The organism is Spirochaeta isovalerica (assembly GCF_014207565.1).
GTDB classification, from domain to species: domain Bacteria; phylum Spirochaetota; class Spirochaetia; order DSM-2461; family DSM-2461; genus Spirochaeta_F; species Spirochaeta_F isovalerica.
On sequence record NZ_JACHGJ010000001.1, the window covers coordinates 647,723 to 662,228 of the forward strand.

The 14,506-nt window shown below is 41.7% G+C and carries 9 protein-coding genes; 2 read left to right on the top strand and 7 right to left on the bottom strand.

Annotated elements, in window-relative coordinates:
- Both HNR50_RS02740 and sfsA read right to left on the bottom strand, forming a co-directional pair.
- Complete coding sequence (locus HNR50_RS02740; RefSeq protein ID WP_184743365.1) at positions 1 to 4,893, bottom strand: Ig-like domain-containing protein; 4,893 nt, start codon at positions 4,891 to 4,893, stop codon at positions 1 to 3.
- A gap of 163 nt (positions 4,894 to 5,056) precedes the next feature.
- Positions 5,057 to 6,154, bottom strand: a complete 1,098-nt coding sequence (gene sfsA, locus HNR50_RS02745) for a DNA/RNA nuclease SfsA (protein ID WP_184743368.1) — start codon at positions 6,152 to 6,154, stop codon at positions 5,057 to 5,059.
- A 451-nt stretch (positions 6,155 to 6,605) separates the two neighbouring features.
- On the opposite strand from sfsA, the gene HNR50_RS02750 reads away from it, so the two are divergent.
- A complete protein-coding gene (locus tag HNR50_RS02750) occupies positions 6,606 to 7,049 on the top strand; it encodes a hypothetical protein (RefSeq protein ID WP_184743372.1) in 444 nt (147 codons plus the stop codon).
- A gap of 42 nt (positions 7,050 to 7,091) precedes the next feature.
- Here the strand turns inward: HNR50_RS02750 and tyrS are convergent, their stop codons facing one another.
- The 5 genes from tyrS to HNR50_RS02775 all read right to left on the bottom strand — a co-directional run bounded on the left by tyrS (position 7,092) and on the right by HNR50_RS02775 (position 13,237).
- Positions 7,092 to 8,324: a tyrosine--tRNA ligase gene (gene tyrS / locus HNR50_RS02755; protein ID WP_184744449.1), complete on the bottom strand. Its 1,233-nt coding sequence runs from the start codon at positions 8,322 to 8,324 to the stop codon at positions 7,092 to 7,094.
- Positions 8,321 to 9,712, bottom strand: a complete 1,392-nt coding sequence (locus HNR50_RS02760; protein ID WP_184743375.1) for a glycine--tRNA ligase — start codon at positions 9,710 to 9,712, stop codon at positions 8,321 to 8,323. The genes tyrS and HNR50_RS02760 overlap by 4 nt, the downstream gene beginning before the upstream one ends.
- Before the next feature lie 70 nt (positions 9,713 to 9,782).
- Entirely contained in the window at positions 9,783 to 11,258 is a 1,476-nt protein-coding gene (gene gltX, locus HNR50_RS02765; protein WP_184744451.1) for a glutamate--tRNA ligase, read from the bottom strand.
- A gap of 208 nt (positions 11,259 to 11,466) precedes the next feature.
- Positions 11,467 to 12,360 carry a GGDEF domain-containing response regulator gene (locus tag HNR50_RS02770; protein ID WP_184743378.1) on the bottom strand — a complete coding sequence of 298 codons (894 nt, stop codon included), beginning with the start codon at positions 12,358 to 12,360 and terminating at the stop codon, positions 11,467 to 11,469.
- A gap of 70 nt (positions 12,361 to 12,430) precedes the next feature.
- Positions 12,431 to 13,237: a hypothetical protein gene (locus HNR50_RS02775; protein ID WP_184743381.1), complete on the bottom strand. Its 807-nt coding sequence runs from the start codon at positions 13,235 to 13,237 to the stop codon at positions 12,431 to 12,433.
- A 64-nt stretch (positions 13,238 to 13,301) separates the two neighbouring features.
- On the opposite strand from HNR50_RS02775, the gene HNR50_RS02780 reads away from it, so the two are divergent.
- On the top strand, positions 13,302 to 14,468 hold the full coding sequence (locus HNR50_RS02780) for an HD-GYP domain-containing protein (protein ID WP_184743384.1): 1,167 nt from the start codon (positions 13,302 to 13,304) through the stop codon (positions 14,466 to 14,468).
- Positions 14,469 to 14,506: the final 38 nt, after the last annotated feature.

Consider the following 14,506-nt stretch of genomic DNA (forward strand, 5'->3'; position numbering starts at 1 on the left):
CTAAAAGATTCCGATTCTAGCTCCGAAACTGATTGTCGGTGTTACACCAGCCTCAATATCTGAAGAAATAAACCAGAGCGCTGCCTCCGCGTATAGAGAATAAGAGTTGAACAACGACCAGTTCTCTATCTCAAACTTGGCAAATTCGTATTGAACGAGAACAGAACCCAGAACGACTCCGTTCTCAGTAAATGAATATCCGTCTTCAGACATAGTAAAGTAATTGAAATTGGCTCCCACAGCCAGAGACATGGAAAAGAAATCCCAGTCATACCCAAAGAAATAGCTGAAAGGTATATCCAGAATCGTAGCGAGAAGTTTTGCTCCGATAACGATTCCTGTAAAACGACCGGGAGGAGCAAGTCCTGCCTGAACCTGAAGCTTTACCACATCGTCAAAAAAGCTTAATCCGACTCCGATTTCTCCATAAGTTGAACCCAGCGCATGGAAATCGATATACAGCCCCTGTATGAAAGAAGGAACTTCGTACTTTTCTTTCCTTCCTTCCCGAATCAGAACTTCAACTGTATCAAGACCATTGGCATCGCTTGCCGTACCAACAAGCGATATATTCTCATTGAATGTTCTGTTTTCTTCGGGATAGAAAAGATCGACATCCGGTGCCGTCTCGTCAATGTTGACAAATAGCTTGGATACAGCGACAGTTCCATCTCTGAAATGAGCACTGATAATCAACTGATTGATGCCTTCCGGAAGATCATATGTTTCCAGTCGGAACTCCCAGTTTTCTCTTCCTTTTGCTCTGGAGAAAGTTTGACCATTATCCAGACTCACTTCGACATAATCAACAGTCTTTGTTTTATCGGAATCTTCCCCATTGAGACCGCTGTAACCCGCATTTCCTGTAACCATTGGCCGGCCTGATACAAATTGGCCGCTTATAATATTTCCGACCTGGACCCATGGTCCATCTGTCATATATTCAAAAGTCCGTTCCCGCGAGATGATTGATGATTCGCCTGTTCCGATTTCCACCTGAGCAACATGTTTTCCATCGGAAAGAGAGTTAACATCAATGGGAAAAGAGAATAAGCCGTTTTCATCGGCTTCCAAAGTCTCAAAAATCTCACCATCAATTTTAAGAACGATCCGTTTTGATTCTGAACCTTTGACAATTCCGTCAATAGCGAAGGGGCCGGCAAAAGACTTGCCTTCTTCGGGAAAAAAGATATCAACTGAACGGCTTTCTGAATCGGGAATGATTTTCAGATTTCTCGTTTCACTGATGCTGTTATCCGCGAAGTCGACTACTGTTATATTCAGGTTATACAATCCAGGTTTATAGCCGGATATATCATAAACTTCTCTGAATACGCCTTCCGTGACGATTTCATTTGTGAAAGTTTCAAATTCCGGATCATCCAGTGCATTGAGTTCAGCAATTACGCTCTTGAGACCTGTACCATCATAAACTTTACCATCCAGAATCAGTTGACCGGCGAAAGAGCTGCTCTCTCCCGGCGTATCAAGCTTAATCTCAGGGACAGTATTGTCAATATTGATAATCGTTGAACTGATACCGACTGTTCCTGCGCCATCGATAGCTTTAATTAGAATGGAATGAGTACCATCTCCCGGTAATCGAGTATCAAATGAATATTCCCAGAATACTGTTTTTACTGTTTCCTTTTCGATAGTTTCATTTTTCGGAGTATCTTCGCCATCGATATTAACTACCGGTTCGGGATCCTCTGCAGAAATGCCTTCCGGATTATTATTCTGAAGAATTGTTGCTTCATTAAAGGTGATACCGTTATCATATGAAATAAAAACATTTCTGATTCCGTTCTCATCAAAACTCTGCCCTTCCACGACAATTGTTGACTTTATATAGTCATCAATAGATGGATTGATAACAGTGCTTACAGGTTCAGATTTGGAAATGAGGAATTTCGACTCAACAATATCACTGGGGAAGCCACCGATATCTTCAGCATATATACTGATTTTATGTTCTCCGTCATCAAGATCATCAAGAGAAAAGGGAATGTTGTAATAAAAATTCCCTTCGATAGATCTGAATTCCCCGCCGTCTACAGAGTAATAAATAGAATCCACTGCATCATCATCAAAAACGAGACCGGTAATGGAAAAATCGTTTCTCAATGTCGAGCCGGTTGACGGGACTTCAATTACGGCAGATGGTTTATCAGCATCGAGGTCCACATTGAAAACGGGTTTGTATTCGACTTCATTTCTTCCGCCATCGACTGCTTTAAAAACAAAGAGAGAAGAATCGGAATTTTCCACCGATAAATCTATGTTATGAGAGAAGGTATTGTGGGAAGTTAACTCTACGGGATTAAAAGTTGCACCATCCTCTGAAAAATACAATTTCCCCTGACCGTGAAAACCTTCAATTACACCGCTGACCGTGATTATTCCCTCAACAGGTTCTTCCGGCCCGGGGGATAAAATACGAACTTCCGGGATTGTCCGATCGATAATAAAAGGCATGGTTGTACGCGAAATATTGCCCATATCGTCTTCCAGTACCAAAGTAAAAAAATGCGAACCTTCATTGATGGATGAAAGATCAAACTCCTGATCGATCAGATATTGTTCGCCTTCCCGGTTGAAATCAATGCTCAATGGATTACCAGATGTACCGGTAGTGCCGGAGTATTCAAGCGAAACTTTTCGGAGAGGAGACATATCGTCGAATTCCCCTTTGAGAATCATCAAATTTTGTATGAAATTACTTGATATTTCATCAATTTCTGTAATCTTCTCAACTGATTCGACAAGAACTTCTTCTCCTTCACTGTTTTTCTGAAGTGTTTCCACTGTTCTGTTTTTCTTGATTTTCACTGGAACCCGAATGGGATTCAGTGTAAGAACCGGCGGAGAGAAATCTGATGCCGCATATATTTCTTCAGAGACATACTCTTTTCCCGAAGTGCCGAACACTTTAATTTTGAAACGCACAGGTGCTGTTTCTGAAAGAGGAACGAGAGAAAATCCGCTTTCAAGAACCTCAGCTTTTATAGAATTCTGAGGAGGATCAAGTTCTACGGAACGGACTGAATCTCCGGCAATGAATCCCGTCAGGGGCATTATTTGAGATATATTAACAGGATCCTGACTCCGCAATCTGATATCCGAGATGATCAGTCCCTGGTCATTTAATTGAAGCGGATTAAAGCTTTCATCTTTTCCAGGAGCAGGGGCAATATAAATGCGACAATTTATTTCACTTTTCCGTTCCAGAGAATCCTCAACTCTCATAGATAAATCATAGGCACCGGGTTCAGGTTTTCCCGGTAAAGCAATTGAAAATAGGCCTTTGGTTACTTTCGAAGTCAATTCTTCCTGACCGTCAAAAGAATAAAAGAGTGTGATATCATTCTCTCCTCCTTCGACTCGCCCCGATATCTTTGCAGTTTTTCCCTGCTGAAAAACAGCTCCGTTAAACCAGGGAAGAATTTCTTTATCACGGGTATATTCGGTAAGGATGAGAACGGGTTCACTGGTTGCTTTATAGAAGACATACTTTGAGCTAACCCCATTAATTCCATATATATCTGTTCCGGAAATTTCAAGAATATGTTTACCCGGTTCCAGATTATAAAAATCCAGGACAAAAGGACCATAAGTATCCTGATTGATAACCTCTCCGCCATCAATAGAAAATGAAACGGAAGCTGGTCCATCGTCATCATTTACAATTCCTTTCAATACCGGTTCATCGTAATTGAGATAATCTCCATCTGTAAAATCGATCAGCGAAACGACCGGCAAGTCTTCTTCCAGAGCGGTCTTGAATTTATATTTGATCTCTTCCGTATTATCCGATAGATCAGTAGCGAGGAAAGAGATTGTCCCGCCTTTCAAGCCTGAATAATCAAATGTCTTATTCCAGTAGGGATTTCCCGGAATAAGAATGATTTCTTCTTCTTCTCCACCATCCTGCACACAGATAAACGACTTTATTCCCACTTCATCAGTTACAGTACCTGTAACGGTAATTCTTCCATTTAATATATCTTCTTCTGTTGGTGAAATGAGAGTGATAACAGGTTTTTCGTTATCGGAATAATAGACAAAAACCGTTGAACCTTCAGATCCTGTATTATCTAAAGCACGGAATCTTACATATGAGGTTCCCCCGGCATTTTCTCTTGTATCCAGATCAAGGGAAAACGCTCTTTCCGCATGTTCTTCTTTTCCTGATAATTTCAGATTTTCCCAGGTTTCTCCATCCAGACTGAACTCAAGAGACAAGACTCCATTAGTATCAACAACACTACCGCTGATTTTCTTTTTGCCCGACAGGATTTCTCCATTTTCATGAGAATCAACTGTTATGACCGGTTTCGTTTTATCCAGATTTATTTCAACAGCATACTCCGGCCCCGTAAGACCGTTAACATCTGATGCCCTGGCATAAAGAGTGTATTTTCCGTCATTCCACTTATCTGTATTGACGAAAGCGGCCCAGAATATGGTCCCGTCCGCTTTCATCCAGGTTCCATCGTTTATCCTGTACTCTACGAATGCAACAGCATCATCGTCTTTTGCGGTTCCGACTATATTGAAATTTCCACCGACACGCATAGATCTGGAAGGACTGGATATTGTCGCTACAGGCAGATCTGATTCGGAATCTATAAAAATATTGATTGGTCCATCTATAGAGATATTACCGGCTCGGTCCCGGCTACGGATTATTAAATTGTACGTTCCATCTTTAAAACCGGAAATGTCGTAATCGTATGTCCAGTTTTCCAGACCGTTTACCTTGTGGTATTCGACTGAATCCTTAACTGATTCTTCAGTCGCTAAGGTTTTATCGTCACTCTGAGCATAAGTTAAGCCGGAAACAGCTATCAACCAGAGACAAATTAACTTTTTGATCTTTACTTTATACATGAGATACCAAACCCTTGAATGATCAGATTTTTTCAAATCTCAATTATTTAAAGCAATATTCGTGCCACTGATAACAGGGCGGAAATAATACTTTAAATTCAAATATTTTCTATTGTTTTCGACATACGGGGCGACGATTCGCCCGAATTGTCGAAAAAAGTAATCAGAGCCTTAAAACAGGTCTGACCATTCGGAAATCCAGTAAGACTTTCTGAAAAAACCTAGATAATCTTGGATTTTCTTTACTTTCCAACAAATAGTATTCATTACTTTTATCGGCAATTTTTATTTTGTTTGAAGAAATACATTTCATGAACTCATGACACTCCTCAACGGGAACTCTTAATGCCCACGTCATTTCAAGCCGCGATGAATTCCTTAATATTTCAAGTGTCGATTCCGGTTTTTTCCTTTTTCGCTTGTGCTTCTCAATCCTTTTGTTCAACATTTCTTTTTCTGAGGAAAGATAGAGATAATATTTCTGATCTTTATAAAATTGCATTATATATATTCCCCGATCAAATTGACCTTCATTCTCATAGAGATTCCACAATAGGGGTACTTCCTTATGATCCTTAATTATATTCAGCTCTTTATCCCATCCGGCCGTACAGGGAATTATTTTTACCAGATCTCTAGACTCGTATAAAGTTCTTGAAAATTCAGGATCAGTATGATAATCGGGACAAAAAGCATTAATCCGGTCAGACTGTATGATAAATAGAACAGCTGTGCGGATTCCCTTCCGACTCATTTCAGCCAGTTCTTCAACATGGCGTTTACCCCGGCTTGTCACGGCATCGGGAAACATGGCTAAGTGTCCGGCAAACAATGTCGATGATTTCACCTCACAATATAGTTCCTCTCCCCTTTTGTTCTCCAGCAAAAGATCAAAACGGCTATGACCGACCGAGACTTCCCTCTTCTTTAAGTAATAACCATTAAGAGACGGAATTGATTGAGTTTTGACAAGATATTCTGCGACTTTATTATTAACATGGGTATCGAGCATTATGACTTCATCTGAATCTGATACTACTGCCATTACACGATAAGGGTATTTAACGTGATCACCCATTTTCTGAACATAAAGCGTTGCTCCCGGAATAAAAAGCTCTCCCAGCTTTCCGGGATTGGGAAGAGATGCACCGGTCGTCCTCCCCTCTACCTCAATGATAACCACAAAACGGTTTGGTCTTTCAATGAGCTTGCCTGTCTTGAAGTTATACGGAAAAAAGCGATAGTCATCTTCCTCTTTCATAACTAAAGTATACAATAATTTGTTGCTTTATTTAATACTTATTGCGAATCATTATTATTTAACCCCTTCTATGGAAAGAAATTATTTATTCTTGAAAAAAAAGTTAACACTTTTCCTTGAAAGGATTCCGAAATGGAATATAATGTTATTATTAGTCACGAATCTGTTGGAGGGGTCAGATTTTTTTCTTTCAATACTAAACATTACCCTTCTCTGCTTGTTATGGCAGGAATCGGGTTTATTGAACCTCTTGTCCGGAAATTACGGTATTTCCGGAACAGACTTTCACTATGGAAGCTGGCAGGGGGTTGCCGGTTTACCGGCTTACCTTATCAGTAATACCCGTTAACTGATATTTTCCCCGGTTTGTAATGCCCCACAATCCGGGGATTCATTTTTTATAAATACATCTTATATTGACAATGGTGATCATTGAGGACAGAATTCAGTTATGGAATCACAAATAATTATAGACTTTGTCGCGAAATATTTTTACTGGGCTTTTCTTGCATGGATATTTATGACTCTCATTCAAAGACGTCATGGAAGCAAAGGCGTAAAGAAACGAATGGCCGTACTTTATCAGGCTATTCTGATTTTTTTAATTATGGTTTATGCCACTATTCTGAAGATGAACGATCTGACAGATATTTATCTGATTATTGCAGCCATAGTTGCCCTTATGATACTATTCTTCGGCAGGAAATTGATTCTCCCTTACCACTCTCGCTGCAGGGTCTGCGGCAAGAGAATGTCATTCGAACGGATTTTTTACTATGACGATCCTTTATGCAGTGAACATGATGAAGAAGAAATCGAAATGACCGAAGAGGTTAAGAAAAAAATCAAGGAAATCAAAGAGGAAGATCAAAAGGATAAGCCCGATAATAATTGATAAAAAAGGCGATCCTTGTATCAGGATCGCCTTTTTTTGATTTTATTTCACAATTATACGGAAGAATCGTTTCTTACCTGCTTTCAGAATTAGTTCGCCATCAACAATCATTGAAGAATCAATTAAAGCATCGGGATTATTAATTTTATCGCCGTTGACTGAAGCTCCGTTTTGCATCACCAGTCTTCTGGCTTCGCTTTTCGAAGAGCAGAGCGCTGTTTCGGAAAACAGTTCAAGAATGTTTATTCCCGCAGAAAAATCTGATGCCGCCATTTCTTTAGAAGGCATTCCCGACTTATCATCAGCCCCGCCGGAAGTGAATGCCGCATGCGCCGCAGCCAAAGCCTTATCAGCTTCTTCTTTGCCATGTATGATCTTAGTCTGCTCATAAGCCAGAACTTCTTTCGCTTTGTTGATTTCCTGGCCTTCAAGAGCACCGAGTCTTTTACACTCTTCAACAGGAAGGAATGTGTACATCAGCAGGAATTTTTCAACATCGGCATCATCAACGTTTCTCCAGTACTGGAAGAAATCGTAGACGCTTGTCATGGAAGAATCCAGGAACACAGCTCCTTTTTCCGTTTTACCCATTTTCTTTCCATCCGATCGGGTGACCAGGGGAAATGTCAGTCCCATTGCTTCTCCGCCCTCAACGCGGCGAATCAGTTCCATACCGGCAACAATATTACCCCACTGATCATCTCCACCGATCTGGAGTATACAGTTTTCTCTTCTGTACAGTTCGAGAAAGTCATAGGATTGGAGGAGTTGGTAATTGAACTCGATAAACGATAGTCCTTTTTCCAATCTCAGCTTGTAGGCTTCAAAAGTCAACATGCGGTTTACGGAAAAATGCCGACCGATATCTCTTAAAAATTCTATATAGTTCAGAGGTGCAAGCCACTCGGCATTATCTACGAGTTTAGCACCGCCTTCTTCAAAGCTGATAAAGCGTGAGATCTGCTCTTTCAGTTTTTCCGCGTTGCTCTGAATCTCTTCTACAGTCTGCATTTTTCTCATATCGGATTTTCCCGAAGGATCACCGATTCGCGCCGTGCCTCCTCCGACGAGTATGATCGGAAGATGGCCGGCTTTCTGAAGATGATGCATGGCAAAGAGAGGAACCATATGACCAATATGCATGGACGGACCGGTAGGATCCACACCCACATAAATGCGGGTCGGTCCGGCTTCGAGTTTCTTCAGGAGCATTTCTTCATCAGTACACTGTTTGAAAAAGCCCCTTTCTTTCAGTACGTCTAGAGCATTCACTATTCCGGTCTCCTGTAGTTTTTAATCTCTTTCCTGATTCTTTCAGACAGTTCGGCCCTGGGAACTCTGATCTGTTCCATGGAATCTCTGAAACGCAGCGTAACATCATTATTGTCTTTACTTTCGTAATCAACTGTTATACAAAAGGGTGTCCCGATTTCATCCTGTCTTCTGTAACGCCGGCCAATCGCTCCGGATTTATCATAGAAAGTGGTAAAATCGTCTCTTAACTCATCCTGAATGTCTTTTGCCAGTTCAGCCAGTCCGTCTTTCTTGACCAGGGGAAGCACGGCAACCGTAACCGGAGCGACATTGGGATGAAAATGGAGAACTGTTCTGACATCTTCATTTCCCTTGGAATCCGTGCCCAGGTTTTCTTCATGATAGGCATCCATAAGTGCTATGAGAACGGACCTTGTCAGTCCGGCCGATGTTTCAATTACATAGGGGATATAGCGCTCATTAGTCTGGGGATCAAGATAATTGATTTCTTTTCCGCAATATTCACTATGGCGCCCCAAATCGAAATCCGTTCTGGAATGAATACCCTCAAGTTCTTCCCATCCGAATGGATACTCATATTCGATATCGTAAGCATCTTTTGCGTAATGCGCCAGCTCCCCTTCTCCGTGCTGATGGAAGCGCAGTTTGGCTGAGTTGATTCCCATTTTGTCGTAATAAGCCATTCTGGTCTTTTTCCAGTACTCGAACCATTCGTCTTCATCGCCGGGTTTAACGAAAAACTGCATTTCCATCTGTTCGAATTCACAGGTTCTGAAAATAAAGTTTTTCGTGGTTATTTCATTTCTGAATGCTTTACCGACCTGCGCGATACCGAAAGGTATGGTTACTCGGCTCGTATCGACAACATTTTTAAAGTTCACAAAAATACCCTGAGCCGTTTCCGGTCTGAGATATATGATACTGCCGGAATCGGCAACAGGTCCCATCTGCGTGCTGAACATGAGATTGAACTGTCTGGCTTCTGTAAGCTCTCCGCCGCATTCCGGACAGATCCGGCTTTTCAGAACTTCCGGCTCAAGCTTGTCTTCCCGGAAACGGGTTTTACACTGCTTGCAGTCTACAAGCGGATCAGAGAAATTTTCAACGTGACCTGATGCTTCCCAGGTTCTGGGGTGCATCATTATGGCCGCATCAAGACCGACGATGTTATCGTGTTTTCTCGTCATCTCATTCCACCACAGCTTCTGAATATTATTTTTCAGCTCGCTGCCCAGTGGTCCGTAATCCCAAGTTGCCGAAAGACCGCCGTAGATTTCACTTGATGGATATACGAAACCTCTCCGCTTACAGAGAGAGACGATCTTCTCCATAGACGCACCGTACTCGTTTACTTTTGTGTTTGCATTTTCTTTTTTGTTTTTTGCCATTTTATCCACCTTGTATAGAGAAGCTCCGTCCCGGACAGACGGAGCTAATTTTTAACAGTTTCTGTAATTTTCAGATTTCTGATTTAAGCTGAGACAGCAGACCGTCAATCCGTTGCAGAGCTCTTTTCTCACCGAGCAATGAAAGAGACTGAACCATGGGAGGAGACATTTTCGTCCCGGTTACAGCAACACGCAGAGGCTGCATGAGATCGCCGAGTTTAATTCCCTGTTCTTCAACGGTTTTGCTGAAGAGTTCTTCGTTTTCCTCATCGCTTCTACTGTCAAAACCCTCAAGAAGGGTTCTGGCCAATTCCAGCATTTTGACAGCGCCGGCTTTATCCATTTTTTTGGGAACGGCATCATCGCTGTTCCACTCAAGCTCATCGGTGTAGAGGAACCGGACCAGACCGGATACATCAGTTGTCAGTTTCAACCTTTCTCTTATGATAGGAAATGCGCCGTCAAAAACAGACTTTTCTTTATCTGTCGGAGGATTACTGACAACTTCATCGTCGATCAGTACCGACATGAGAAGCTCTTTGAGCTCTTCATGATCTTTCATTCTGATATACTGCCCGTTAAACCAATCAAGCTTTTTATAATCAAAAACTGCCGGAGCCTTATTAATTTTCTCCAGATTAAAGAGCTTTTCCAGATCTTCTTTCGTAAAAAATTCTCTCGAATCATCAAAAGACCACCCGAGAAGAGAAATGTAATTGATTATGGCTTCCGGAAGATATCCGCCTTTACGGAATTCCCGAACAGATGTTGATCCGTGCCGTTTGGAAAGCTTCGAACCGTCTTTGCCGACGACAAGAGGCAAATGGCAATAAAGAGGCGGTTCCCATCCGAAAGCTTTATAGAGAAGAACATGAAGAGGTCCCGTGGGAATCCATTCCTGGGCTCTCAGAACATGAGTTATTCCCATCATATGATCATCGATCACATTAGCCAGATGGTAAGTGGGAAAACCGTCGGATTTGAGAATAATCGGATCGGGAGAAACATCTTTGTTTTTTCTTGTTATTTCGCCCATTATAACATCGGTCAGAGTCGTTTTCCCTTCGACAGGGATACGGAAACGAACGACAAAAGGTTTACCATCAGCGAGATTCGCGTCTACTTCTTCAGCAGTGAGATTGCTGCAGTGGCGATCGTACCCCTGCTCTTTCGATTTTGTTTTTTTCTGTTCCTCTCTAAGCTGTTCAAGACGCTCTTCAGTACAGAAACACTTATAGGCATGACCGGATTCGATTAGCTTTTCCGTATATTCTCTGTATATTTCAAACCGTTCAGACTGGACATAGGGACCATAGCCCCCGTCTTTATCGGGACCTTCGTCCCAAGTAATTCCCAGCCAGTTCAACGTTTCGTAGAGATCCTGAAGCGATTCATCATTATATCTTTCCCGATCTGTATCTTCGATCCGGAGAATAAACTTCCCGCCGGAAGATTTGGCGAAAAAGTAATTGAATACAGCTGTTCTGACTCCACCGATGTGCTGAAGCCCTGTGGGAGAAGGCGCATATCTGACTCTTACACTCATCTGAACTTCCTTTTTCATTCATTTTAATAATATTCGAAGGCCTTCATACGCCGATGTTTCCTTCGTGTATGAAGACTGGTATAAAGACGGCAAAGCCGCGACATTTACGAGTAAGAACTGCCTTAACTCATGGATAGGTAATTCTTATTTGATGAGTATAACTATTGTGACGATTTATGACTATACGGGGAGACAAAATTGGTCTGTTTTACTCAATTTCCTTCAATACGAGATCCAGATCATCATTGCCGGTGCAGACTTTCGAAGAAAAAGAAAGATCTATCCGGTGATTCATCCCTTTGAACTCAAAAGAGCTCTCCTGAAACACTTTATTAATTTTGGTCTGAATGATCTCAAGACCATCAGATTCCGTTTCCGGGAGAAGAATCATAAACTTATCGCCGCTCCAACGAGCGGTCAGATCCCGCTCTCTCAGTGAACCGTGAATGAGTTCAGCTGTTTTCTTTATAATAAAATCTCCGCATTCGTAACCGTGCCTTTCGTTGTAGTGGCGGCATTTGATGATATTAGCCAGCAGAAGGGTGAATTTTTTCTGACTTCGCCTGGATCGGATTTGCTCGTCGGTAATCTTCTCCAGAAAAGCTCTCCGGTTGTAAACCCTGGTGAGGGGATCGAGACGGCTCATTATTTCCATTTCAGTAAACGCTTCGTCGAGCTGCTTGGCAATTTTGTCTTTTCTCTGGCATTCATCGGTAAATTTCTGTCTGTCCAGAACCAGAGAAATATATGGTGTTACGCGGGCGACTAATTCATAGGGCATATAGGGTTTGACAATATAATCCGAAGCTCCGCTTTCGAACGCCGCTTTTTTCGATTCATCTTCGGAAAGCATCATCAGCACGGGAATGTTCTTCAGTTCCGCTTTTTCCCGGATTCTTCTGAGAACCCTGAAACCGTCTTCGTCGGGAAGTTTATCGGCTAAAAGAACCAGATCAAAACCTTTCTTCTGGAGATGAGTTACAACATTGAGCCCCTGCTTAACATAAGAGACTTTGCTGTTCATCTTTCTAAGAAGCGGAACAGTCGTTTCAACGTTTTTTGAATCAGCTTCAACAATTAGAACATTACACAATTGAGACATAGAATTTACTCCGGAAATAGACTGATAATATAAATACCATATCCTGAAAGAAAAACAAAGCCTTCCGACCTTAAGCGGCTGTTGGTGTTTTTGCCCATGACCGCGCTTCATCAAGCAGACCGGTCAGGAGCAGGATAAAGATATTTTTCCCTCTCAATGAATCGCAATAGGAAGCCCACTTGCGGTCATCGGAGAATTTATCCTGATACTTACTTAATTCTTCGTCAGCTGTTTCTGACTTATGGCCTATCGAGTTCAGTGAAAATAGAGTCAGGAGCCTGAGAACAAAATCATTTTTGCTTTCAAGAATTTCAAGGAGTACAGCTTCGGCCATCTCCCTGTTGTTATCCCTGATAAGAGAAAAGGCATAAGCCCATTTCACCCAGTCTCTATCTGCTGTGTTTTTTATATCCTTATATTCACCATAATGCATAAGTGATGCGGCGCTGTCATCTCTCAGAAAAGGCGGGATACCCAGAAGAAGCGCATACTTGGGAAGCAGAGAAGGTTTGCGTTCAGAAATCTCCCGTGAAAGCCTTTCAATTTTATCGAGGTTTGAGACAGCCAGAGCTGTGTTGATCATCAGTCTGATATACTGCCTTCTGAAACGGCCTCTCTCATATATTTTTTCTTCAAGATATTTTGTCAGATTTGGCCAGTCTTCCTTCTCGAGATAAATGAACAGGTTCCAGTTTATAATGAAGTACCCATCCAATCCCGCGATAAGAATGAGAAAGATCAGAGCAAGATACCAGTTATCCTTCCAGAACACCGTCGAATAACTTCCGCTCAATAAAATCAGCGGCAGGAGGAAAATCAGGGCAAAAGATAAAATAACCACTATATTAAAGAGAAAAAATATAGATTTAAACTTCATTTATTGAGCTCCTATATATATAATTAACACTAGGGAAATAGAATTTTGTTTCAATGGAGTTTTAATGAACAAAATACCGCAGGAAAACATAATTGACGGCATGGTTTTTGAATCACCAGTCTATCTCGATAAAAATTATATACTTCTCACACCGGAAATTCCAGTATCGGAATCTCTGAAAAGAAACCTGATGAAATGGGAATTCAAGGAACTGGAAACCGATGGCCCTATCATCGGGAAGGAATCTCTGACGGGAAGCGATCACAATCTGTCTTCAGCTTTCCTCGACCATGATGCCAAAGAGAAAGAGGGAATTAAAAAAGCCCGCCAGTTCTATGTGGAAATACTCGATGCTGTTGAAAAAATATATCAGCGCTATTCGAGAGACCAGCATCTTGATTTAAACTATATCACTGAATATATCAAAAAAATGATTACTATGATCAAGGAGAACCACGATTACATTCTCCGCCTGCCCGATCTCGACAACTACAACAAAGATTATCTGATTACCCATTCTGTCAAATCGGCATTGCTGGCACTGACTATCGGAGAGAGTATAAAAATGCCTCAGTTCAAACTGATAGAACTCGGAATCTCCGCACTGCTCCATGAAATAGGGATGCTGAAACTTCCGGACAATCTCTACAATTTCACCAGAAAACTGAGCGACACGGAAAAGAAAGCCCTTACAACTCATACCATTCTCGGCTACAGGCTTCTGAAAGATTTCTCTCTTTCGCAGGATATTCTCATGGGTGTTCTGCAGCATCATGAAAGATGTGACGGAAGCGGATACCCGCAGCAGCTGACAGCTCCTAAAATCTCTGATTATGCCAAGATAATAAGTATCGTTTGCGCCTATGATGCCCAGATTTCCGACCGCCCCCACAGTGCTTCACGGGATGGTTATCACACGCTGATGGAAATGCTGAAAGAAGGAGTGAAATATGATGAAACGGCGTTGAGAACTCTGCTGTATTCTATTTCACTTTATCCTCTCGGTAGTCATGTTGTTCTGGAAAACGGATCCATCGGCGTAGTGGTTCACAACAACAAGGGAAATCCTAAATTCCCTTTTGTAAAAGTGCTTATCGATCCGGACAGAAAACCGCTGGCCGATATGCCCGTTATTGAAACGCGGGACGAGAAAGGTCTTAAAATTCATAATATTCTGAGCCGTGAAGAAATCATGAAGCTGAAAGCCGATGGTTTAATACAAAAGGATTAGCAAGGGGTCTTCTTATACATTACAATTTGATTTATAAG